This is a genomic window from Lactobacillus porci, from assembly GCF_009695985.1.
Lineage (GTDB): Bacteria > Bacillota > Bacilli > Lactobacillales > Lactobacillaceae > Lactobacillus > Lactobacillus absianus.
Window position 1 is genome coordinate 1 of the sequence record NZ_VUMX01000021.1, and the last position, 22,250, is coordinate 22,250.

At 51.7% G+C, this 22,250-nt stretch carries 18 protein-coding genes, 7 tRNA genes, 3 rRNA genes and 1 pseudogene; 25 read left to right on the forward strand and 4 right to left on the reverse strand.

From position 1 onward, the window contains the following. The 18 genes and pseudogenes from FYJ62_RS07610 to FYJ62_RS07695 form a co-directional block, all read left to right on the forward strand. A 23S ribosomal RNA gene (locus FYJ62_RS07610) occupies positions 1 to 122 on the forward strand; the annotation flags it as partial. Positions 123 to 190: 68 nt separating this feature from the next. Beyond that, positions 191 to 307 (forward strand): 5S ribosomal RNA (rrf, locus tag FYJ62_RS07615). A 5-nt stretch (positions 308 to 312) separates the two neighbouring features. Further along, positions 313 to 385, forward strand: a tRNA-Asn gene (locus FYJ62_RS07620). A 12-nt stretch (positions 386 to 397) separates the two neighbouring features. Further along, a tRNA-Gly gene (locus tag FYJ62_RS07625) sits at positions 398 to 469 on the forward strand. 31 nt (positions 470 to 500) lie between these two features. Further along, positions 501 to 573, forward strand: a tRNA-Val gene (locus tag FYJ62_RS07630). Between the two features lie 9 nt (positions 574 to 582). Further along, positions 583 to 654 (forward strand) — tRNA-Glu (locus tag FYJ62_RS07635). A gap of 43 nt (positions 655 to 697) precedes the next feature. Further along, positions 698 to 785, forward strand: a tRNA-Ser gene (locus FYJ62_RS07640). Positions 786 to 794: 9 nt separating this feature from the next. Beyond that, positions 795 to 868, forward strand: a tRNA-Met gene (locus FYJ62_RS07645). Between the two features lie 3 nt (positions 869 to 871). Beyond that, positions 872 to 945: transfer RNA gene (locus FYJ62_RS07650), tRNA-Asp, on the forward strand. A 4-nt stretch (positions 946 to 949) separates the two neighbouring features. After that, positions 950 to 1,066: ribosomal RNA gene (gene rrf / locus FYJ62_RS07655) — 5S ribosomal RNA — on the forward strand. A gap of 162 nt (positions 1,067 to 1,228) precedes the next feature. Further along, entirely contained in the window at positions 1,229 to 1,822 is a 594-nt protein-coding gene (locus FYJ62_RS07660; protein WP_154549107.1) for a hypothetical protein, read from the forward strand. A gap of 53 nt (positions 1,823 to 1,875) precedes the next feature. Continuing rightward, positions 1,876 to 2,250: a GntR family transcriptional regulator gene (locus FYJ62_RS07665; protein WP_302187643.1), complete on the forward strand. Its 375-nt coding sequence runs from the start codon at positions 1,876 to 1,878 to the stop codon at positions 2,248 to 2,250. After that, positions 2,237 to 3,142: an ABC transporter ATP-binding protein gene (locus tag FYJ62_RS07670; protein ID WP_154549108.1), complete on the forward strand. Its 906-nt coding sequence runs from the start codon at positions 2,237 to 2,239 to the stop codon at positions 3,140 to 3,142. Before FYJ62_RS07665 ends, FYJ62_RS07670 begins: the two co-directional genes overlap by 14 nt. After that, positions 3,114 to 4,892 (forward strand): hypothetical protein, encoded by a 1,779-nt coding sequence (locus tag FYJ62_RS07675; protein WP_154549109.1) that lies wholly within the window; start codon positions 3,114 to 3,116, stop codon positions 4,890 to 4,892. The genes FYJ62_RS07670 and FYJ62_RS07675 overlap by 29 nt, the downstream gene beginning before the upstream one ends. 154 nt (positions 4,893 to 5,046) lie before the next feature. Then, positions 5,047 to 5,685, forward strand: coding sequence for a nitroreductase family protein (locus tag FYJ62_RS07680; protein WP_154549110.1), 639 nt, complete (start codon positions 5,047 to 5,049; stop codon positions 5,683 to 5,685). A 654-nt stretch (positions 5,686 to 6,339) separates the two neighbouring features. Then, positions 6,340 to 7,722 (forward strand): annotated as a pseudogene (locus tag FYJ62_RS07685) (aldehyde dehydrogenase family protein); the annotation flags it as partial. A gap of 217 nt (positions 7,723 to 7,939) precedes the next feature. Then, entirely contained in the window at positions 7,940 to 9,190 is a 1,251-nt protein-coding gene (locus tag FYJ62_RS07690; protein WP_154549112.1) for a sensor domain-containing diguanylate cyclase, read from the forward strand. 99 nt (positions 9,191 to 9,289) lie between these two features. Further along, positions 9,290 to 9,793, forward strand: coding sequence for an ECF transporter S component (locus FYJ62_RS07695; RefSeq protein ID WP_154549113.1), 504 nt, complete (start codon positions 9,290 to 9,292; stop codon positions 9,791 to 9,793). Between the two features lie 213 nt (positions 9,794 to 10,006). Here FYJ62_RS07695 and FYJ62_RS07700 read toward each other — a convergent pair whose 3' ends face one another. Next, a complete protein-coding gene (locus FYJ62_RS07700; protein ID WP_154549114.1) occupies positions 10,007 to 11,044 on the reverse strand; it encodes a YeiH family protein in 1,038 nt (345 codons plus the stop codon). 116 nt (positions 11,045 to 11,160) lie between these two features. On the opposite strand from FYJ62_RS07700, the gene FYJ62_RS07705 reads away from it, so the two are divergent. Then, on the forward strand, positions 11,161 to 12,048 hold the full coding sequence (locus FYJ62_RS07705; RefSeq protein ID WP_154549115.1) for a LysR family transcriptional regulator: 888 nt from the start codon (positions 11,161 to 11,163) through the stop codon (positions 12,046 to 12,048). 52 nt (positions 12,049 to 12,100) lie between these two features. On the opposite strand, the gene FYJ62_RS07710 is transcribed toward FYJ62_RS07705, so the two are convergent. After that, complete coding sequence (locus tag FYJ62_RS07710; RefSeq protein ID WP_154549116.1) at positions 12,101 to 12,634, reverse strand: NUDIX domain-containing protein; 534 nt, start codon at positions 12,632 to 12,634, stop codon at positions 12,101 to 12,103. A gap of 276 nt (positions 12,635 to 12,910) precedes the next feature. Beyond that, positions 12,911 to 14,527, reverse strand: a complete 1,617-nt coding sequence (locus FYJ62_RS07715) for a peptide ABC transporter substrate-binding protein (RefSeq protein ID WP_154549117.1) — start codon at positions 14,525 to 14,527, stop codon at positions 12,911 to 12,913. A gap of 264 nt (positions 14,528 to 14,791) precedes the next feature. On the opposite strand from FYJ62_RS07715, the gene FYJ62_RS07720 reads away from it, so the two are divergent. The 6 genes from FYJ62_RS07720 to gltX all read left to right on the forward strand — a co-directional run bounded on the left by FYJ62_RS07720 (position 14,792) and on the right by gltX (position 20,777). Then, a complete protein-coding gene (locus FYJ62_RS07720; RefSeq protein WP_154549118.1) occupies positions 14,792 to 16,837 on the forward strand; it encodes a putative bifunctional diguanylate cyclase/phosphodiesterase in 2,046 nt (681 codons plus the stop codon). A gap of 202 nt (positions 16,838 to 17,039) precedes the next feature. Further along, the gene (locus tag FYJ62_RS07725) at positions 17,040 to 17,219 is read left to right on the forward strand and encodes a hypothetical protein (RefSeq protein WP_154549119.1); all 180 of its coding nucleotides are present in this window, start codon (positions 17,040 to 17,042) and stop codon (positions 17,217 to 17,219) included. 6 nt (positions 17,220 to 17,225) lie between these two features. Then, positions 17,226 to 17,594: a GntR family transcriptional regulator gene (locus tag FYJ62_RS07730; RefSeq protein WP_154549120.1), complete on the forward strand. Its 369-nt coding sequence runs from the start codon at positions 17,226 to 17,228 to the stop codon at positions 17,592 to 17,594. 1 nt (position 17,595) lies between these two features. Continuing rightward, on the forward strand, positions 17,596 to 18,294 hold the full coding sequence (locus FYJ62_RS07735) for an ABC transporter ATP-binding protein (RefSeq protein WP_154549121.1): 699 nt from the start codon (positions 17,596 to 17,598) through the stop codon (positions 18,292 to 18,294). Continuing rightward, positions 18,294 to 19,130, forward strand: coding sequence for an ABC transporter permease (locus FYJ62_RS07740; RefSeq protein ID WP_154549122.1), 837 nt, complete (start codon positions 18,294 to 18,296; stop codon positions 19,128 to 19,130). Before FYJ62_RS07735 ends, FYJ62_RS07740 begins: the two co-directional genes overlap by 1 nt. Before the next feature lie 144 nt (positions 19,131 to 19,274). Continuing rightward, positions 19,275 to 20,777, forward strand: a complete 1,503-nt coding sequence (gltX, locus tag FYJ62_RS07745) for a glutamate--tRNA ligase (protein ID WP_154549123.1) — start codon at positions 19,275 to 19,277, stop codon at positions 20,775 to 20,777. A 52-nt stretch (positions 20,778 to 20,829) separates the two neighbouring features. Here gltX and pepV read toward each other — a convergent pair whose 3' ends face one another. Continuing rightward, on the reverse strand, positions 20,830 to 22,236 hold the full coding sequence (gene pepV, locus FYJ62_RS07750; protein ID WP_154549124.1) for a dipeptidase PepV: 1,407 nt from the start codon (positions 22,234 to 22,236) through the stop codon (positions 20,830 to 20,832). Positions 22,237 to 22,250 lie beyond the last annotated feature (14 nt).

A 22,250-nucleotide genomic window follows, 5' to 3' on the forward strand; every position in this document is an offset into this window, starting at 1 on the left:
TGAGATTTCCCATTTCTTCAAGAAAGTAAGACACCTCAGAGACGATGAGGTAGATAGGCCGGGAGTGGAAGAGCCGTGAGGCTTGGAGCGGACCGGTACTAATCAGTCGAGGACTTGACCAAAGCGAGGCAATCCGGTTTTGCTTGGATGAGAGTATTCAGTTTTGAGCGTGCAAGCTCAAAGAAAAGAGTGCGGTGGCAGTGGCAAGAAGGATACACCTGTTCCCATGCCGAACACAGAAGTTAAGCTTCTTCGCGCCGAAAGTAGTTGGTGGGAAACTGCCTGCGAGGATAGGGCGCTGCCGCGCGACATTCCGCCTTAGCTCAGTTGGTAGAGCGCTTGACTGTTAATCAGGATGTCGTCAGTTCGAGTCTGACAGGCGGAGTTAAGGCGATATGCGGAAGTAGTTCAGTGGTAGAACATCACCTTGCCATGGTGGGGGTCGCGGGTTCGAATCCCGTCTTCCGCTTAGTGCCCAAGCGGCACAATAATAGCAATATGGAGGATTAGCTCAGCTGGGAGAGCATCTGCCTTACAAGCAGGAGGTCATAGGTTCGAGCCCTATATCCTCCATTTATTTTCGGCCCGTTGGTCAAGTGGTTAAGACACCGCCCTTTCACGGCGGTAACATGAGTTCAAATCTCGTACGGGTCATTGCCGCCAGGCATAAAAAGAATAACTATCAATCACCACATTTGGAGGATTACCCAAGTGGCTTAAGGGGACGGTTTTGAAAACCGTTAGAGGGGGCAACTCCTGCGTGGGTTCAAATCCCACATCCTCCTTTTTATTATCGCGGGATGGAGCAGTCTGGTAGCTCGTCGGGCTCATAACCCGAAGGTCGTTGGTTCAAATCCAGCTCCCGCAATTTGGTCCATTGGAGCAGTGGTTTATCTCGCCTCCCTGTCACGGAGGAGATCGCGGGTTCAAATCCCGCATGGACCGTTAGTGTGGTAATAATGGCAAGAAGGATACACCTGTTTCCATGCCGAACACAGCAGTTAAGCTTCTTCACGCCGAAAGTAGTTGGTGGGAAACTGCCTGCGAGGATAGGTAATTGCCGCGCGATTTAAAGAGTCAGACTTAGGTCTGGCTCTTTTTTTTGCTCCAATTCCCATGGCTACGGTAAAAACGGGGCTCCAATTCCCATGGCTGCGGTAAAAACGGGGCTACTTTTTGCCTAAACGTCCATGGCTGCGGTAAAAGCGGGGATTATTTTTCTCAAATTGTGCTTGGCTACGTAAAAAACGGGGATTATTTTTCTCAAATTGTGCTTGGCTGCGTAAAAAGCGGGGAGCATTTTTCTCAAATTGTGCTTGGCTGCGTAAAAAGCGGGGAGCATTTTTCTCAAATTGTGCTTGGCTACGTAAAAAACGGGGATTATTTTTCTCAAATTGTGCTTGGCTGCGTAAAAAGCGGGGATTATTTTTCTCAAATTGTGCTTGGCTACGTAAAAAACGGGGATTATTTTTCTCAAATTGTGCTTGGCTGCGGTAAAATCGAGGACAATCATTGCTTTGAGCCCCGTTTTATACTGAACCAAGCAACTTTTTCGAAATACGAGCCCCGCTTTATACTGAACCAAGCCACATTTTTGAAATATGAGCCCCGTTTTATACTGAACCAAGCCGTTTTTTCGAAATACGAGCCCCGCTTTATACTGAACCAAGCCACATTTTTGAAATACGAGCCCCGCTTTATACTGCCCCAAGTCACTTTTTTCAAAATAAGAGTCCACTTTTTGCTGAACCACGAAGATTTCCTGGAGAAGCGCTGCAGTTGGGTGTTTTTAATACTTGCCTTTGCATTACAAGTGTACTAGAATAAATAGTACAGTAAGAACAGTGAACGAGGGCGTTCGAAAGGAGGAGGCTTGTGGACTTCATTGATTACTTAGACAGCCGGCCAATCTATGAGCAGATTGCCGACAAGTATAAGTCGCTGATCTTGACCGGGGTGCTGCAGGCAAATGAGCAGCTGCCTTCAGTCAGAAAGCTGGCGATGGAATTGTCGACCAATCCGAACACGGTGCAGAAAGCTTACGCCTTGCTGGAGCGAGAGGGATACTTGTACAGCGTTAAGGGGCGGGGAAACTTTGTCCGTGAGAATGATGCGCTGAAAGAGCAAAAGATTGTGGAGCTGAAAGGGAAAATTGCTGAATTGTTGGTTCAGGCCCGCGACTTGGGGATTGAGCCAAAGGAAATGATGGAGCAAGCGATAGAGGAGGTTGAGAAAAATGATCGAGATTGACGGCGTTAGCAAGCAATATGGCGACAAGACCGCGATCAAGGACCTGTTTTTGGGCATCGATGACGAACGCGTCTTTGGCCTGATCGGGACCAACGGAGCCGGGAAGAGTACCCTGCTGCGGATGATGGCCGGGGTCTTGAAGCCAAGCCGGGGGACGATCACGCTGGATGGAGACAGCGTCTACGAGAACCCGGAAGCCAAGCGGAAGATCTATTTTGTAGCGGATGACCCCTACTTTTTTCCAAACGCGACCGCGGAAACGATGGCCCGCTATATGATGACCATCTATTTGGATTTTGACAAAAAACGCTTTGACGAGCTGCTCAAGGACTTTGGATTGGAGCCAAAAGACCGGATCAGCAGCTACTCAAAAGGCATGAAGCGGCAGTTGGCCATCCTGCTGGGGATCTGCGCCAACACCAGCTACCTGCTGCTGGATGAAGTCTTTGACGGACTGGATCCAGTAATGCGGCAGAGCATGAAGAGCCTGTTTGCTGAAGACATGGAGCGCCGGCATTTGACGCCGATCATTGCCTCCCACAACCTGCGGGAATTGGAAGACTTCTGTGATCATATCGGCTTCCTGCACAAGGGCGGGCTGCTCTTGTCAGAGGACTTGTCCGACATGAAGCTGGGCATCCAGAAATTGCAGTGCGTCTTCAAGAACGAGCAAGACGCCAAGGAGGTCCTGGCCAAGCTGACCGTGGTCGACCACCGGACCCGTGGCCGCCTGCACACTTTGGTGGTGCGCGGGGAAGCCAGCGACGTCAAGGCAGTCTTTGACCATGTACCAATGACTTTCTTTGAGGTCTTGCCGTTGACCTTGGAGGAAATCTTTATTTCAGAAGCGGAGGCGGTAGGCTATGACACGCGCAAGCTCATCCTCAAATAAGCTGAGATTTTCACAGAAGGAATACCTGACCCACCGAAAGGTGCCACTGGCCGTCATGACCTTGGCCATGTTTATGGCGGATATCATCGTCCCAGTCATGTTCATCAGTGACGTCAACCATGCCAACATTTGGCAGAACGTCAACAAGAATTTTTCGTCAGACAACTTTATCTGGACGCTGGTCGTCCTTTTTCTGGGGATTTACCTGGGGGTGGACAGCTTCCACTACCTGCATGTGGAAAAGCAGGTTGATTTTTATGAAAGCCAGCCTTTGACCAGAAAGCAGCGCTTTTTCGGGATCGTGCTGAACAGCGTGCTCGCTTACGCGGCCTTGTCTGCCATCTTCATGCTGCTGGGGATCTTGGAGACCGCTGGCATGACCGGCCCGCACTTGGGGCAGATCTTTGCGGATGCGGCGGTCTATTACTTCCTGTGCTTTGGCGTCTATCTGGCTTCATATGCTTTGACGGTTTTGGCCATGACCTTGACCGGCAATACCTTTGTGGCCATCTTAGGCACGGCCTACTTCATGCTCTTTGAGCTGCTGGTCCGCTGCGTGGCAGCGGTGTACTACCACTCGTTGTGCACCACGACGGTTGGGACCAACGTCTTCAAGCATGTTTTTACCAACCCTTACGCTTTGGTCACGATTGGCCACGAACACCCGCAGCCTTACATGTTCTGGCTGAACTGCCTGCTGGGTCTGGCTTACCTGGCCTTGGCCTACTGGGCCCTGCAAAAGCGCGGCAGCGAGACGGCGGGACAGGCCCTGTCCTTTAAGTGGTGCGAAACGGTCGTGACTGTCAGCGGGGTAGTTCTGGGGACGATTCTGGCCGCCTCCTTTGGCTACAGCATGTTCTCCAAGAACCTGCCGGCAACTTTTGCCCTGGCCTTGTTGGCTGGTTTGGTCTTGGGAGCGATCTTGCAGGTGATCTACCGCTTCGATGCCATGGCTTGGAAAAAGCGCTTTGTCTGCAACTTGCTTTTGACTGCCATTGGCCTGGCCGTCTTTGGCGCCATGGACTACGCGTCTTACAAGCATGATGCCTATGTGCCGGACCAAGACAAGGTGGCTTCGATGGCCGTCTTTCCACCGGCCCGCGATTATTGGTCAACTTACTACACGGACAAATACATGGCTAGCGGCAAAGAGGTTTCAGCCTTCCAGTACCGCTCACAGATGAAGCTGGACCCGGCTTTGGCCTATGACTTGGGCAAGGAAGGGGCAAAGAAGGCTGTCAAGGACCGCGGCCTCGATTCTTCAAGCGAATTTGACATGTACGTAATCTATCGCTTGAAGAATGGCAAGCAGATCCGCCGCTACTATGACATCAGCATGAAGGCGATGGACAAGTACTTCCAAGGGGTTTCCCAGTCCGCGGAATTTAGAAAGAGCTACTACCAGCTCTACCAGGACCAGGCTCTATTGACCAGCAAGAACGTGATCCGCTTGTCCAACACCAATGGCTACAGCACCAAGAGCTTGAAGAGCAAGCAGCTTTACAAGGAATTCCGGACCGCCTACAAGAAGGACCTGGAAAGCAAGTGGAGCTGGCTGATGGCCAAGAAGACCGAGGAAATCGGGACCGTGACCGTCAGCGTCAGTGGTACGAAGGTCGGCCAGGATTATCCGGTCTACAAGAGCTACGTCAATACCCTGCGCGTCTTGAAGAAGTACAAGCTGAACTTGCCGCTGGCGTCAGGGCAGTACCGCGATAACCTGACCAATGATTTTTATATTGGCGATTAGAAGCGGCAGCGATAGATAAACAGAGATTGCAGAAGCAGTCGCGAGTGATTCGCGGCTGCTTCTTTTTTGGGATTTGGCCAAAAATAAGTTAGAATAAGAGTTGGAAAAAGCGCTTACGTTTTGCGCTATGTGATGCTTAAAAAGGAGAAATAAAATGTTTAAAGAAAATGATTTTGAGAAGATCGTGCTGGGCCGGCAATCAGTCCGCCACTTTGACCCAAGCCGGAAGATCAGCCACGAAGAGCTGCTGCAGATGCTGAATGAGGCCGTCCAGGCACCAAGCGCCTGCAACCTGCAGTCATGGAAGTTCGTTGTCGTTGACAGTCCGGAAGGACGCGAGAAGCTGCATGGCTACTTCATGCCATTCAACTATCCGCAAGTTGACACGGCCAGCGCTATCTTGCTGGTTTTTGGCAATACCAAGTCCTGGAAGAAGTATGAAGACTTGTGGAACGGGATGCTGAAGGCGGGCAAGGTCAGCCAGGAGGCACGCGACGCGGCAGTTGGCACCTTCCTGCCTTTGTACAAGAATGCCGACCAGCAGATGCTGCTGGCTGATGCGTTGGTTGACGCAGCCTTGGTCTCCATGCAGTTCATGCTGGTGGCCCGGGCCCATGGCTATGACACCAACGCGATGGCTGGCTATGACTCGGCTAAGGCGGCCGCAGCTTTTGACCTGGACCCAACCCAATTCGTGCCAGTCATGGCGATTGCCATCGGCAAGGGCGATCCAAGCGAAACGATCCCTGACACGACCCGCTACCGCGCCGAAGAACTGACCGACTTCGCCTAGCCAAGATAACTGTGAACGTAGGACACTCATCTAACTTAAGATGAGTGTTTTTGTTTGGCGATCGAATTTTTGGAAAAAACGCCGCAGTTGGGGACTTTTAGGGAATTGGACTTCGAAAGGTCCCCAACAAAGCCTAAAATCGCGCAGTGCGTTCCCGAAAAATCCCCAATTGAAGCCAAAAACGAGCAATACGGTCCCGAAAAACACTGCAGCCAAAGTCAAAGCTGAACGACCTTGCCTTAACGGACTCATTTTTAACAGAAAATGTGAAAGTGGTAACAGATATTGGCGATAGAGGCCGGTGCTGTTAAGGCTGACAGCTGGAAAAGTTTGTCAAAAATGAGCTTGAATCCGGAAATGCTTACAAAATGGGGAAAAGTGCTGTTGATATATGAAAGTCACTTTTAAATTTGCTAAAAAATCCTCCCATATTTAAGTTCTTTAAAGAACAATAAAAGTTAATTTTCTCACAATTCCATAAAAAGTTAGCGCTTTCATTGCCCAAAGGGCCGAATTGTTGATAAATCAAGATCTTTGTGCAGAAAAATCTGCCGAAAAAAGGGGTTTTCTTTTAAAAAAATGCTGTTATGATAGTAATTGAGAAATGAATCACAAATAAACCCGAACGAGAAACCGAGTAGGAGAATCAGAAAAATGGCTGTAACTACTACACATACCGACAAAGAACAAGAAGAGGAAAACAAGAAAATCTACCGTCATATTGATGATTTAGCTAATAAATCACATATTGCTTTGAGCAAGATGGATGACTTCACCCAAGAGCAAGTCGACCACCTGTGTCAAGTTATCGAAAATGTTGGCGTTGAACACGCCGAAGAACTGGCTAAGCTGGCTGTTGAAGAAACTGGCCGAGGCAAGGTCATTGACAAGACTGCCAAGAACGAATACGCTTCAAGAACCATCTGGGAATCAATGAAGGACATGAAGACAGTCGGCGTGGTTGAAAGAGACGAAAAGGCCGGGATCGTGAAGATCGCTGAGCCAATCGGCGTCATCGCTGGGGTTACTCCAGTTACCAACCCAACCTCAACGGTTATCTTCAAGGCCATGATCGCCATGAAGTCAAAGAACACCATCATCTTCGGCTTCCACCCGCAAGCTCAAAAGTCCTGCGTGAAGACGGCCGAATTGATCCGCGACGCGACTGTTGCTGCCGGCGCTCCAGAAGACTGGATTCAATGGATCACTGAGCCAAGCTTGACGGCTACGACCGCTTTGATGAACAACCCAAAGGTGCAAATGGTCTTGGCTACTGGCGGCCCAGGCATGGTCAAGGCAGCCTACTCAACTGGTAAGCCAGCCTTGGGCGTTGGCCCAGGCAACGGCCCTTCATACATTGAAAAGACCGCTGACCTTGACCAGTCAGTCAACGACATCGTCCTTTCCAAGACTTTTGACAACGGGATGATCTGTGCTTCAGAAAACTCAGTCGTAGTTGATGCTGACGTCTACGATGAAGTTAAGCAAAAGTTCGCCGAAAAGAAGTGCTACTTCCTGTCCAAGGACGAAACCAAGAAGTTCGAGGAACACTTCATCGACCCACGCCGCGGCACGGTTGCCGGGCCAATGGCCGGGAAGAGCGCCTACCAAATCGCCAAGATGTGCGGCGTTGATGTTCCAGAAGACACGACGGTCGTCATCGCCGAATACCACGGCGTCGGCAAGGGTCACCCACTGTCAGCCGAAAAGCTGTCCCCAGTTTTGACCATGTACAAGGCCAAGGATCAATCTGAAGCCTTCACGATCTGTACCGCCCTGCTGAACTACGGCGGCCGCGGCCACACTGCCGGCATCCACACCCACGACGTCGACGTTTTGAAGAAATTTGCCTTCAAGATGTCAGCTTGCCGGATCCTGGTCAACAGTCCAGCTGCCCTCGGCGGGATCGGCGGGATCTACAACAACCTGATGCCATCACTGACTTTGGGGACTGGCTCATACGGCTCAAACTCTGTTTCCCACAACATCACCGCGATGGACTTGCTGAACATTAAGTACGTGGCCTACAGAAGAGACGAGAAGCACCGCTTCTAGTTTGTTTAGAAAAAATGAAATCATTGTAATTTTAGGTTCTACAACTGAAATATTGCCAAAAAAGACGCGATCCATTCCCGGTGGTTCGCGTCTTTTTTCGCTTTTCTTCTTTGTCTGTAGTTATTTTATCGGTCAGGCAAAGATGTTAGAATTAAAATATACAAAATGCAGGCAAAGCTGCCAGGAAGGAGCGGGATAAATGGAAAAACGAAGGCTGACAGACGAAGCTGAGCTGCGCCGCATCTATGAAGCCTCGCCTCTAGCTCTGGTCTTTTTTAAGGTTAAGGGGAAAGAAAAGTACCCTTGGCTTATCTCTCAAGGCTTCTGTGACCTGCTGGGCCATGACCGCGAAAGCATCGCCAACGAGTTGGCTAGCGGGCAGAATGAAGTGCCATGTGAGAACGGCAAGCCCCGGTCAGTGCACGTGACTATCAAGGGCAAGAAGCGGAAGTTTTTAGCCCAGAGCCAAGTCCTTGAATTCAATGGTCAAGGCTACCTGATCGTCGACTACGTTGAAGGGGAGACCAATGAAGCGAACCGGCAGACTGAAGCCTTGGTTGATCGCTTGGAGACTATTCCTGGGCAGATCTACAAGGGCAACCTGTGGGATGCCGTCTTCAGGTCAAAAGACATTGGGGTCTTCTGGAAGGACACCAAGCGCCGTTTTTTAGGCGTCAATCAGCGCTTTTTGGACTATTACGGCCTGCAGCTGGATGACGTCTTGGGCAAGACCGATGACGACATGGCCTGGAATGAGCAGACTGAAGCCTTCAGAAAGGCTGAGGAAGAAGTTCTGCACGGCCAGCCAGCCCGCAGCTGGGGCACGACGATCGCCAAGGGACGGAGTCAGACCATCGTGGCCTACAGGGCGCCGCTCTACAGCGAAGAGCAGATCGTGGGTCTGGCAGGCTTTTTTATCGACGTTTCTGAGCGGCAGGACAAGATCGATGAACTGGAAAAAGAAGCCCTGCAGGACTCTTTGACCAGCCTCAGAAACCGCTGGGCGCTAGACCATGATTTCATTGACCGTTTTGCCGGCAAGAAAATCGTCGCGATGATCATCGACATTGACTTGTTCAAGCTGATCAACGACAACTATGGCCACCGCTTCGGGGATGAGACCCTGAAGACGGTCAGCCAGGCCATCCGCGACGTTTATGGCGACGAGCACTGCTACCGCTATGGGGGCGACGAGTTCCTCGTGATCTGCGACTATGTGCCGGAAAGCGAGCTCCGGCGCCGGGACCAGGTTATCCGCCAGGACCTGCTTCAAAGCAATATCCTAGGCATCATCGTGGATATCCATATCTCAGGCGGCTACACCTGGGGGCGGCCAGAAAACCTGCAAGCGTTCTGGAGCTTGGTCAACACGGCCGACAAGTTCTTGTACCGCAGCAAGGAGAACGGCCGCAACCAAATCACTGGCGGACCTTTCTTTGACAAAAAGTAAGTTAATTGATCTTAACGCTTTACAAAATAAAATTAAAAGATTATGATAAAGGCATTGATCTTAAAAACTGCTTAAGCCGAGAAAGGAGAAATAGTAAATATGAATAAAGCTTGGTCGATTAAAAGAACAGTTGTAGTTGCTGTATTGATGGCGATGAACGTTGCTTTGTCATCCTTCAGCATTCCAGTACCTGGCGGTCACCTTTACTTCAATGACGTGGTGATCGTGGCTTCAGCTTTGATGCTTATGCCATCGGAGGCATTTGTGGTCGGCGGCGTCGGCGCCTTCTTGGGTGATGCCCTGTTCTACCCGGCACCAATGTTTGTCAGTCTCTTCTCACACGGCTTGGAAGCAATGATCATTGCTTATGTTGCCCGCAAGTATCCTAAGAACCGCGGCAAGGTCATGCTGGGCATTCTGGCTGGGGCAGCGGTCATGGTCACTGGCTACACCCTTGGCCGGGCCTTCATCTATGCCACTCCGGCAATCTCGCTGATCAAATTCCCGTTTGAATGCCTGCAGGCTGGCTTCGGGGCCGTGATGGGCTACGTGCTGGTCTACAATTTTGGCGTTAAGAAGCAATTTGAAGAAAAGCTGCGCTGATTCCGCGGAAGACCTGGCTAAACTGTAGTAGGTATATCAAAACTAGGAATGAAAAATAAAATAGATTGGCTGAAGCCGGCCGACTACTTGTCCGGCTCAGTCTTCGTGGCCGTCATGCTCTTCTTTTCGATCCTTGGCTGCCGGGCGCAGACCGCGCTCTACTTAATCACATTAAAGAAAGAAGCCCGCGAGTTCTTCGCGGACTTCTTTTTTTTACCAAATAGCCATCATATGCTGCATGGCCAGGCTGACCAGAGTGATCCCGATCCAGCAGACCCCGCCCAGCAGGATCGGCTTGCCGCCGGACTTGACCAGCTTGATCAGGTTTGAATTCAGGCCGATCGCGGCCATGGCCATGACGATCAAGAACTTGCTCAGGGTCTTTAAAGGAACAAAGACCGCGGCCTTGACTCCTAGGCTGGTGGCGATAGTCGTGATGACCGCGGCCAGGATGAAGTAGAGAATAAAAGTTGGAAAGGCCCGCTTGAAGCTGAAGCCATTCGCGTGGCTGCCGTCTTTTCGCGCCTGCTTGGCCCGCATGAAGGCCAAAGCCAGGGTGATGGGGATGATAGCCAGAGTTCGTGTCAGCTTGACCGTGACTGCCTTGTCCAAAGTGGCCGTGCCCAGCTTGAACATGGAGTCCCAGGTAGCGGCGGCCGCGGTTACGGAAGACGTGTCGTTGATGGCCGTGCCCGCGAAAATGCCGAAAGCATCGCCGTGCAGGGTGTCAAAGCCGATCGCCTTGCCCAGCATTGGGAAAAAGATGGCGGCGAGGACGTTGAAGAAGAAGATCACGGAGATGGCTTGCGCCACTTCGTCATCATCAGCATCAATCACTGGCGCGGTTGCCGCGATGGCGCTGCCCCCGCAGATGGATGAGCCCACGCCAACAAGGGTGGAAATATTGAAAGGGATCTTCAGCCACTTGTGCAAGCCCCAGGCAAGCAAAAGCGACACGGAGATCGTGCAGATAATGATCGGCAGGGACTGGCCGCCTGTCTTTAAGATGACCCCTAAATTCATGCCAAAGCCCAGCAGAACGACGGCTGCCTGCAAGATGATTTTTGACGTGAACTTGATTCCTTCGGCGGCTTTTCCCTGGTCAGTCCAGCAGAGGGCGATGACCATGCCGAACAGGATCGCGATGACGGGGCCGCCGATTACGGGGAAGGCTTCCCCCAAGAGCCAGGCCGGAATTGAGATGCCTAAGCAGACCAAGAGACCTGGCAAATTTCTTTTGAACCATTGCATTGATTTTTTACCTCCAAATTAGCTTCCGCTTCAGTATATTGCTTGCCAACGCAAATGAGAAATTGTATATTTTTTGCTAGCGATAAAAATAAATTATGGATGACAGGAGGAATTTTATGCTGGACTTTCGCGTCAAGACTTTTTTAACGGCCTGCCAGCTGCTCAACTTTACGGAGACGGCCCGCCAGTTGAACCTGACCCAGCCCGCGGTTTCCACCCAGATCAGGTATCTGGAGCGCGAGTATGGGGTCAAGCTTTTTGCCAGGGATGGGCGCAATCTGGTCCTGACCCCGCAGGGAAAGTTGCTGGAGCAGGCCATGCGGCACTTGGCCAATGACGAGCGGCGGATCAAAAACCAGCTTAAGAATGATGATTTGCGGACTTTGACCTTTGGGGTCACCAAGACGATTGGGGAGACGGCCCTGATCAAGATTCTGGCCGTCTATGTCAAGCGCCATCCTGGCGTCAATATCAAGGTGACCTGCGCCAACACGGCCAGCCTGCTCAGGCAGCTGCAAAACGGCAGCCTGGACTTTGCCTTGGTCGAAGGCAATTTCCCGCGCGACTTGTATGCCGAGCTGCCGCTGGCCAAGGAGCAGTTCATCGGGGTGGCCGCGAAGCAGCACGTCTTTAAGACCCCGCCCAAGCGGCTGGAAGACTTGTTCTCAGAAAGGCTGCTGGTCAGAGAGCCGGGCTCAGGCACTAGAAATATCCTGGAGCGGGGCTTGGAGCAGGAGAATTTTGCTTTGAGCAATTTTGCCCACTTCATCCAGCTGGAGAACATGCACACCATCATTGAACTGGTGAAGGCCGACTGCGGGATCAGTTTTCTCTACAAGGCCGCGGTCGCGAAAGACCTGGAGCAGGGGACGCTGCGGGAGTTGGACTTGGCTGACTTCTCGGCCAGCCACGGCTTCAGCTTTATCTGGTCCAAGAAGAGCCTGTTTGGCGGAGAATTTGCCCAGACCTGCCAGGAATTGCGTGACTGCTGGCTGGAAAAATAAAGAAAGCAGACTAGACCTTAAGCGGTCTGGTCTGCTTTTTATTTGATTTGGCTTAGTGTTGCCCTTGGCGCTTTTGGTAGAGCAGCCACTTGAGCCAGGCAACTTCCCCGGCCCCGTGGGCAAATTGGCCGCTGGCGATTAGATCTTCCAGCTGGTCGGTAGAAATGATCTCGCCCTTGATCTCTTCCAGGATCTCCCGCTGAGGAGCCGCGGCCTTGCTGGCCTTGGCCGCAAAGAGGGTGATTTTTTCATTGGTAGAGCCAAAGGAAGGGTAGGTGAAGCCCAAAGGGATGATTTCGCTGGCTTCATAGCCAGTCTCTTCCAATAATTCCCGCTTGGCGGCCGCGCTGGCTTCTTCGCCCTCATCGATGCCGCCGCTTGGAAACTCGTATTGCCAGCTGCCGACTGGGTGGCGGTATTCCTTCAGGACTAAGACGTGATCTTCGTCAACGAAGGGGATGATGGAGATGCCAAAGCCAATCGTGACATAGGAAAAAGGGGCAATCTGACCGTCTTTTTCGACTTTTTCCTGGATAATCGTGAAGCGGTCTGCGTTGATGGTATCTTTTTTAACGACTTTGTACATGGTGGCTTGAACGTCCTTCCTGTTTTGATAGTTTGCCCGCCAATTATAGCATTGCAACATTGCCTGGACCAATCAGAAAGCTTTGGGCAGTGGCTGGTGCGGCGAGCGCGGATTTTGAGTTAGTTAGGTACTTTTTCAAAAAATGGTTCCCGAAATGTGCTCGGCTGCGGCTGTTTTTTCAACAGCAAGCAAAAGACACTCATCTAAAGTAGATGAGTGCCAAGTTGCAATTAGTTCAGTATTTTAGTTTAGCGTTTCTAGCTAGGATGGCCACGCTTAGTTTTCGATCGTGACGTACTTGAAGTCCCAGTGGTCGCGCAGGTTGATCAAGTGCTTGATGCCTGGGCGAACGATCCAGGCGCTGGTGCTGGAGTAAAGTGGTGAAATGCCGACGTCCTTCAGCAGCACGCCTTCAGCTTGGCTGAGGTCCTTCCAGCGTTGGTCGTTTGAGCCGGTCGTCTTTGATTCGAGGATCAGCTTGTCGTACTGGCTGTTTGACCAGTGACCGCCGTTTTGGGCGTTCTTGCTGGTGAACAGGTCCAGGAAGGAGATTGGGTCAGCGAAGTCAGCGCCCCAGGCAGTAACGACCATGTCGAATTGACCAGCGTCAGTTCTGGCCAGCCGGGTCTTGAATGGCAGGTTTTGAGTTGAGATGGAAACTCGTGGCAAGGTGTCAGCGATGCTTGATTGCATGGCTTCAGTTGACTTCTTGGCCCCGTCAGTATCGTCTGACAAAAGCTTGAAGCTCAGCTTGCTTACGCCGAGTTCCTTCATCCCCTTCTTCAAGTAGCTTTGAGCCAGTTTCTTGTTGTAGGTCGCGTACTGCTCGTCGTTCTTGTCGATCATGTTGATGTAGTCAGAGCCGTTGACCGTGGTCAGCTTGGCTGGAGTCAAAGTCTTGGCTACGGTGTTGTTGCCGCCAAGCACCTTGCACAGGGCTGGACGGTCGATGGCCAGGGACAGGGCCTTTCTGATGTTGGCGTTTTGCAGGTACTTGTTCTTGTACTGGTTGAACTGGATGTAGAAGGTAGTCCCGCGTGGGTAGAGGGTGTAGCCCTTAACGCTCTTCAATTGCTTGCTTTGCTCAGCATCCAGGGAAACAGCGTCAAGCTTGTTTGACTGGTAGAGGTTGTAGGCGGTTGAAGGAGTCTTTTGCACGCTGTAGTTGACCTGCTTGAGGTGGACGTGCTTCTTGTCCCAGTAGTTGTCGTTCTTGACCAGCTTCCAGGACAGGGATGAGCCGTTCCAGCCCTTCATGACGAATGGACCGTTGTAGGCCATGTACTTGGAAGCAGTGCCGTACTTGGAGCCGTACTTCTCTACGGCCTTTTCCTGTTGTGGGAAGAAGGAGCCAAAGGCCATCAAGTTGTTGAAGTAAGGAATCCGCCGCTCAAGGGTAACGACCAGCTTGTAGTCGCCTACGGCCTTGATGCCCAAGGTTTCCGGCTTCTTCTTGCCGTTTTGGATGTCGTCCGCGTTCTTGATGCCGCTGAAGAGGTAGGCGTATTGGGAAGCAGTCTTCGGATCAACGGTTCTTCTCCATGAGTAGACGAAGTCCTTGGCGGTGACTGGGGAGCCATCATTCCACTTTGACTTGCGCAGGGTGAAGGTGTAGGTCTTGCCGTCCTTGGAGACGGTTTCCTTGGTAGCCAGGGCTGGCTCTTGGGAGCCGTCAGCCTTTTCCCGGTACAAGCCTTCCATAGTGTTGATCAATTGCACGAAACTGGCGCTGTCAGTTGCCTTTGACAAGTCCATGGTTGGGATTTCGGCTGATTCTTCCCAATTCAGCACGTCCTTGCTGCCGGATGAAGAGTTGGAGCCGCCACAGGCCGTCAAGGCCAAGGCTGCCAGCATGGTTGTGCCAGCGGCCAAAAAGGTCTTGGTCTTTTTCATATTTTTTCCTCCTAAAATTACAGCTAAAGCTTAAAAAGCTACTTCCAGTGTAGCAGACCTAAAATAATAAAGAAATAGCTCGCATTTACTATGAAATCAACATGAACGGATTGTTAAAATTAACGCACTTTTCTTTAAAAGGGCTTAAAGGCATCTGGAAAATTGCTAATAGAAAGCAGCGCAAAGGCTGAAGTCGGTCTAAGCTTGAGACACAAATGATATAATATAAAAATAAGAAACAGTTGACTAAAGGAGGCGCTAAGCATGGAGCGCTATGAATTCGACCCAAAAGTTCGGGAAAGCTATGAAAGCCTGAGCATCCCAATCGCGATCTACCAAACCGGACCAGAGGGACGGGAATTGCTGCTGGTTTCTGACGGTCTGTGTCAGATGCTGGGCCAAAGTCGCTCCCAATTGATGCAAGGCACGATTGCCAGTGACCTGTCCTGCCTGCCGGCCTTGCTTGAGCGTAAGCGGGAGCTGAAGGCGGCTGAATCGGAATTGATCATGGTTGAATACGTTGACTTGACCAAGCAGCAGGAAAGGCTGTTTTTGACTGACCAGGCTTATTTGACCAGCCAAGAAGACGACTATTTCCTGGATCGATTGACCGGCTTGCCCAATACCAACTACTTTCAAAGCTTCGCGCAAAAATACCTGAATGAGCTTCAGGAAAGCGGGCAGACGCCGATCGTGGTCTTTTTTGACATCTACGGGATGCATGCCTACAATGACCACTTTGGCTATGCCAAGGGCGACCAGCTCTTGCGCACGACGGCCCGGATCATCAGGGCGGCTTTTCCAAACAGCCTCTTGGTGCGCTTCGTGGAAGACCATTTCGTCATGGTTACGGCTGACCACAACCTGCTCCCCAAGCTTAAGCGGGTGGCCAAGGACGTGATGGACAGCACCCATGGCTGGTCTGACGGGGTGCATGCCGGAATCTACTACTGCCAGGAGAAAATCGCTAATCCGATGACGGCGGTCGACAATGCCAGAAAGGCCCTGAAGTACATGGCCGGCAACCGCCAGCAGCTTTGCTGCGTCTACGACCAGAAGGTCAAGGACAAGTATGATTCCCGCGACTACGTTTTGACTCACTTCAATGAAGCTCTGCGGGAAGGCTGGATTCAGGCTTATTTCCAGCCGGAAATGCGGGCCATTACTGGCAAGCTCTGCGGGGCGGAAGCTCTGGCTCGCTGGGTTGACCCGGAAAAAGGGGTACTGAGCCCAGGCCTGTTTATTCCGGTCTTGGAAGAAGCCAATCTGATCCACCGCCTGGACTTATGCATTATTGAGCAGACCTGCCAGATTATCCGGGGAATGAAGGACGAAAATGAGCCGATGATCCCGATTTCCGTCAACCTGTCCCGGATTGACTTTCAGGTCTGTGACATCTTTAAGGAAGTCGACCGCTTGCGGCGCAAGTATGACCTCAGTCCCAAGCTTTTGAAAATTGAAGTTACTGAGTCAACCCTGACTACGGCGCCAGAAGCGCTGATGCGGGCCATGCGTGAATTCCAGCGGGCAGGCTATGACGTCTGGATGGATGACTTCGGCTCTGGCTATTCCAGCTTGAACAACCTGCAGAGCTACAATTTTGACCTGATCAAGATCGACATGATTTTCCTGCGCAATTTTGCAAGCAATCCAAGCGTCAGCACCATCGTTGCTGCCATAATCGACATGGCCAAACGGCTAGGCATCCAAACCCTGTGCGAAGGGGTAGAGACGGTGGAGCAGGCCGACTTTCTCCGGGAGGTTGGCTGCGAAAGGCTGCAGGGCTTCTTGTTTGCCCAGCCCCTGCCTTTTGAAGAATTTATTGAATATTTCAGCGACCATGCTGACGGCTACTTGGAGCCGGTCGAAGAGAACGAATACTACCGGGAAGCTGGCCAGATCAACGTCCTGTCTGATCCAACCCTGGGCAGCAATCCAAAGGGCGAAGACATTCTGCCGATCGTTGAAATTGAAGAGGAAGCCGATGGCCGGCTGAACCTGCTTTACATCAATGAGAGCGGTGAAGACTTGCTGACCAGCAAGCTGAAGATGGACGGCCAGGAGTTGCAGCAGCGCCTGCTGGACCAGCAGTCCAACTGGCAGAGGGCAGCCGAGCAGCTGATTGCGGTTTGCCGCGGAAACCGGGAGCCGCATAGCCGCGACTTTATCATTGACGACCAGCCTTTCAACTTGAGCATGATGAAGGTGGCCAGCGACGGCCGACGGACCTTGTTCGTCGGCGTCATGACCGACCTTTCCAAGTATGACGCTGAGCCTTGGCTAGCCAGCGAATCAGGCCAAGAACGCTAACAATCAAAGAGATGACTGCTGAAAGCAAGTCCTTCCGTCTAGCGAAGCGACTTGCTTTTCTTTTGGCAAAAAGATGATTGCCAAACAAGCCGGACTGTTCTATAATAATAGTGTATTAGATGTCTAGTACAGTGGGCAGCCGTGGTGGAAATGGCTGTCAGGCATGAGCCGAAGGGATTGATTAGAAGAAAGGATATGAGTATTGAAGCAGCTGCTGGAAATCAGCAATCTGAGCTACCGGATTCACCAGAAGACGGTCTTGCAGCGGGTCAATATGGAGCTTGGCTCAGGAGAGATTGCCGCCCTCGTTGGGGCCATGGGCAAGTCACTTGAAGAATGGTACGAGGATTTTGAACAAGAAGCTGAGCAAGCGAGGGGATGAGTGAAAATGGAATTTAAAGACAACATTCCGATCTACCTGCAGATTCAGGATTATATCTACCGGCAGATCGCGACCGGAAAGCTGCGGCCCGGCGACAAGCTGCCCAGCGTCCGGGCCTTGGCCGTAGAATTGACCGTTAACGTCAACACGGTTCAAAGAGCCTTAAGAGAACTGGGCGACAAGGGCTATATCTATACCAAGCGAGGCGAAGGCAATTTCGTGACGACTGATGAAGACCGCTTGGAGGAAATGAAGGCTAAACTGCTGAAGCAGGAGCTGACTGCTTTTGTCAGCCGGATGGAGAAACTCGGAGTCGAAAGGGAAAGCCTGACTGGACTATTGGCCAGCTATTTAGATGAAACAAGGGAGGAATAGCATGAAGACTTTGGAGATTAAGGATTTAAGCTACCACAAGAATTCAAAGACGATTTTGGAGAGAGTCAACTTGACTTTGGAGGCCGGCAAGATCGTAGCCTTAGTTGGGGCCAATGGAGCCGGAAAGACCAGCTTGATGCGGGTGATCGCCGGCTTGGCCAAGCAGTACAAGGGCAGCGTGGAGGTTTGCGGAGAAGGCGATGAAGACCGCCGCAAGCAGCACATCGCCATGACTGACAGCCTGTCGGCCTTTCGCGACTCAAGAAAGATCAAGGATGTGGCTGACTTTTACCGCCTGGTTTACCCGGACTTTGACGATAAGCAGTTTGCTGACATTCTGGAATTCATGAACTTGAATGAAGAAGCGCGGCTGGGCAGCCTGTCCAAGGGGATGAAGGAGAAATTGATCATCGCCCTGGTCTTCTCCCGCAAGGCCAAGCTTTACCTGCTGGATGAACCTTTCAGCGGGGTTGACGCCATGAGCCGGAAGAAGATTATCAAGTCCATGCTGCTCTGGAAGCCGGAAGAGGCGACTTTGGTCATCAGCGACCACGTCTTAGATGAAATTGCTCCAGTGATCGATGAAGTTGTTTTGATCAAGAAGCACTCAGTCTTAGAGCAGCGCAGCGCTGAAGAAATCCGGGCTGAACACGAAAGCATCGAAGAGTGGTATGAAGGATTCTACGAGGGGGAAGAGTAATGATCGGTTTTAAAAAGATTTTCGCGGCCATGTTCAAGGAAAAGAGCCGGACGACCTGGCTCAGCCTGGGCATCGAGGTGATTTTTATCCTCTTGGTCAGCTTATATTTTGGCATCAGATATGGCTTTAGCGGCGATTCAGCCGGCATTGGCGTCGGAATTGCCGCAATGCTGATCTTCTGCATGTGTACCTGGTACCAAATCGACGTGATGATAGCTGCCTACCGGGTCAACCGGTCCCAGACCTGGCGGCAAGTACCGGTAACGGCTGGCAAATTCTTGACGGCCAACTTGCTGACCGGACTTGTGACCGCGGTCATCTTTGCCTTGGTCAACCTCTTGATCTTCGTGATCGTCTTGCTGCCATTTATTTTTGGCGGGAAGATGCAAATTGATTCTCAAGCAGCAGTCACTTTCCAGCCTTACGTCTCCAGCATCATCAACTGGCTGCTCTATATGACCTTGTTTGCTCTGGTCATCTTTGTCGGCGGTATCTGCTTCTGGCTGCTTGTTACTGAATCAGCCAGCGTCTTAGGCGACTTCCTGCCTTTGAAGGGGAAAACAAGCAAGTTTGCCAAGGCGGTTATCCTGCTGGCCCTGCTGATTCTCATGTCCTGGGGCAGCAGCAGTATCTTGGGCGCGGTCATTCGCATGGTTTCAAATTCCGGCTTTGACTTCAACTTTTTCATCGACAATACGGGGCTGCACACGTCTCATACTGACCTGGGCCTGCCAGTAATCAGCTGGCTCTACATGTTGGCTGAAGTAGTCTACGTGGCCATTTTGTGGGTGGCAGAATACTTCGTCTTTAAGAAGGGCGTTGAAGCCAAGAAATAAGAAGATCAGATTAAATGAAAAATGCCTGCCCTTGGTGGGCATTTTTGCTTGCCGTTAGGGCACGATTTGCTGGTAAAGATTGAATTTTTTTCTTATTGCTAGTAAACTAAGTAAGTTGAAGAATAGTAAGAAAGAGGCATAATTTTGGCTAAGAATAAAATCCGCGTTAGATACGCTCCGTCACCAACGGGCCACCTGCACATTGGTAACGCGCGTACTGCTTTGTTTAACTACTTATTTGCACGTCACAACAAGGGTACCTTGGTTCTGAGAATCGAAGATACTGACACGGCCCGCAACGTTGAAGGCGGTGCTGAATCCCAGATCGAAAACCTGCACTGGCTGGGGATTGACTGGGACGAAGGTCCAGACGTTGGCGGTGACTTTGGTCCTTACAAGCAATCAGAAAGAAAGCCGATCTACCAGAAGTACATCGACCAATTGCTTGAAGAAGGCAAGGCTTACTACTCATTTGAGACGGAAGAAGAACTGGAAGCTCAGCGTGAAGAACAAAGAGCGATGGGGATTGCTCCGCACTACATCTACGAATACGAAGGCATGACTGCTGATGAGATCAAGCAAGCGCAGGATGAAGCGCGGGCCAAGGGCCTTAAGCCAGTTGTCCGCATCCACATTCCAGAAGGCGTAACCTACGAATGGGACGACATCGTTAAGGGGCACCTCAGCTTTGACTCAGACACGATCGGCGGGGACTTCGTCATCCAAAAGCGCGACGGGATGCCAACCTACAACTTTGCCGTGGTTATCGACGACCACTTGATGGAAATCAGCCACGTTTTGCGGGGCGACGACCACATTTCCAACACCCCAAAGCAGCTTTGCGTCTACCAAGCCTTGGGCTGGGAACCACCAGTTTTTGGCCACATGACTTTGATCATCAACTCAGCCACTGGCAAGAAGCTGTCCAAGCGTGACGAATCAGTGCTGCAGTTCATCGAACAATACCGTGACCTTGGCTTCCTGCCAGAAGCGATGTTCAACTTCATCACCCTGTTGGGCTGGTCACCAGTTGGCGAAAGCGAAATCTTCTCCAAGCGCGAATTCATCAAGCAATTCGACCCAGCTCGTCTGTCCAAGTCACCAGCTGCCTTTGACCAGAAGAAGCTGGACTGGGTCAACAACCAATACATGAAGAAGGCTGACAGAGACGAACTTCTGGACCTGGCTTTGCACAACCTGCAAGAAGCTGGCCTGGTTGAAGCCAACCCAGCTCCGGGCAAGATGGAATGGGTAAGACAATTGGTCAACATGTATGCCAACCAAATGTCCTACACCAAGCAGATCGTTGACTTGAGCAAGATCTTCTTCACGGAAGCCGAATACCTGACTGACGAAGAAGTTGAAGAAATCAAGAAGGATGAAGCCCGTCCAGCAATTGAAGAATTCAAGAAGCAATTGGACAAGCTGGACAACTTCACGGCCAAGAAGATCATGGGCGCGATCATGGCAACCCGCAAGGAAACCGGGATCAAGGGCCGCAAGCTCTTCATGCCAATCCGGATTGCCACTACCCGCTCAATGGTTGGCCCTGGCATCGGCGAAGCCATGGAATTGATGGGCAAGGAAACGGTGATGAAGCACCTGGACCTGACGCTCAAGCAATTGACTGAAGCCGGCATTAACTAAAGATTTATAGCAAAAGAAGCACTTCGTGATGAAGTGCTTCTTTTTTGCTTGGCTATTGACAGATTTCGTAAATGCATTCCATATAGATGGCCATGCTTTTGATCAGGTCAGCGATGGCAACCGATTCATTGATGGCGTGGGCGCTGTCCAAGCTGCCGGGGAAGGCCGGTCCAAAGCCCAGTCCGTTCTTGAAGAAGCGCCCGTAGTTGGCGCCAGCGGAAACTATTGGCTTTGAGCAGTCGCCCGTCTGCTTGCGGTAGACCGCGAGCAGCTTCTGGACGAAGGGATCGTCTTCTGGCACGTAGTGCGGCTTTTCAAAGTCTTCATAAGGCTGAAAGTCGGTATTGGAGAAGCTGCCCCAGTTGGCGTTCAGCTGGGCGCACATCTTCTCTGGGCTGCTGCCGCGGCTGTAGCGGATATCGCTCTTGATATAGCCTTCAGCGCCTTCGTAAAAGAAGACGCCAGGACAGTTGATGGAGCGGCCCATCTGGGGATCGGTATTGGCGATGCCGATTTTCTCGCCGTAATAGTCCGCAAAGTCCTTGTCGCCGGCAAAGGTCAGGAAGTCCAAGTCACGGCCCGCAAAAGCCAGGTCTTTTAAGAACTTGGCCAGATAGCTGCCCCCATTTTTTCCTTCAAAAGGAATGGAGGCGTGAGCAGCTGTCCCCTCTAAGAAGAGGTCCAGCTGGCCGCGATTGCGGCTCGCCTTACCGCTCAGGCCTGTTTGCGTCAAGAAGGTCCCAAAGCGCTCCTTGACTTCCAAAAGCCCGGTCCCGGCAATAGTGGCCGTGGCACTGGCCGGGACCATGTTGGTGGCTTGGCCTGATTTAAAGCTGACCAGCTTCAAGGGAGCAGCCGGGCTTTGCGCTCTGGTAAAGGTGGTTTTGAGGACGGCCAGGCCGGCTTGCCCGTTGACTAACGGAAAGGAGGAATCGGGCGAGAAGAGCCAGGTTGGGGCAGGGCGCTTCTGAAGGTAATATTTCATCCCGACCCAGTCGGTTTCCTCGTCGGTCCCGATAATAAAGGTAATTTTCTTGCGGGGGACAAAGCCGGCCTTCTTCAAGGCCAAGGCCGCGTAGTAGCAGGCCAGGGCGGGTCCCTTGTTGTCGCTGCTCCCGCGTCCGTAAACGCGGCCGTTCTTGATGGTCATCTTGAAGGGATCGCTTTGCCAGCCCAGGTCAGGCGGGACGACATCGACGTGAATGGCGATGCCCAGTTCCTCTTCGCCCGTCCCCCAGCTGATCGTGCCTGCATAGTTGTCGAGATTTTCAACCGCAAAGCCATCCCTTTGGGCAAAAGCGAGGAATTTGTCGAGGGCCTTGACCGGGCCTGGGCCAACGGGGTATTCCGCGGTGGCCTTGGACATGTCGCGCACGGAGTCAATCGCGATCAGGTCAGCCAGATCCTTCAGCAAGGCGGCTTCTTGTTCATTGGCGAGTTGTTGGTAAGCAAGTTTCATTTTTCTGCCTCTTT

Bases quoted from the DNA above. Each gene is read 5' to 3' on its own strand.
- FYJ62_RS07690 (WP_154549112.1), top strand. From the start codon at position 7,940: ATGGAAAAACGAAGGCTGACAGACGAAGCTGAGCTGCGCCGCATCTAT.
- FYJ62_RS07715 (WP_154549117.1), bottom strand. From the start codon at position 14,527: ATGAAAAAGACCAAGACCTTTTTGGCCGCTGGCACAACCATGCTGGCA.
- FYJ62_RS07720 (WP_154549118.1), top strand. From the start codon at position 14,792: ATGGAGCGCTATGAATTCGACCCAAAAGTTCGGGAAAGCTATGAAAGC.
- FYJ62_RS07675 (WP_154549109.1), top strand. From the start codon at position 3,114: ATGACACGCGCAAGCTCATCCTCAAATAAGCTGAGATTTTCACAGAAG.
- FYJ62_RS07740 (WP_154549122.1), top strand. From the start codon at position 18,294: ATGATCGGTTTTAAAAAGATTTTCGCGGCCATGTTCAAGGAAAAGAGC.
- FYJ62_RS07670 (WP_154549108.1), top strand. From the start codon at position 2,237: ATGATCGAGATTGACGGCGTTAGCAAGCAATATGGCGACAAGACCGCG.
- FYJ62_RS07700 (WP_154549114.1), bottom strand. From the start codon at position 11,044: ATGCAATGGTTCAAAAGAAATTTGCCAGGTCTCTTGGTCTGCTTAGGC.
- FYJ62_RS07730 (WP_154549120.1), top strand. From the start codon at position 17,226: ATGGAATTTAAAGACAACATTCCGATCTACCTGCAGATTCAGGATTAT.
- FYJ62_RS07680 (WP_154549110.1), top strand. From the start codon at position 5,047: ATGTTTAAAGAAAATGATTTTGAGAAGATCGTGCTGGGCCGGCAATCA.
- FYJ62_RS07735 (WP_154549121.1), top strand. From the start codon at position 17,596: ATGAAGACTTTGGAGATTAAGGATTTAAGCTACCACAAGAATTCAAAG.
- pepV (WP_154549124.1), bottom strand. From the start codon at position 22,236: ATGAAACTTGCTTACCAACAACTCGCCAATGAACAAGAAGCCGCCTTG.
- FYJ62_RS07695 (WP_154549113.1), top strand. From the start codon at position 9,290: ATGAATAAAGCTTGGTCGATTAAAAGAACAGTTGTAGTTGCTGTATTG.
- FYJ62_RS07705 (WP_154549115.1), top strand. From the start codon at position 11,161: ATGCTGGACTTTCGCGTCAAGACTTTTTTAACGGCCTGCCAGCTGCTC.
- FYJ62_RS07710 (WP_154549116.1), bottom strand. From the start codon at position 12,634: ATGTACAAAGTCGTTAAAAAAGATACCATCAACGCAGACCGCTTCACG.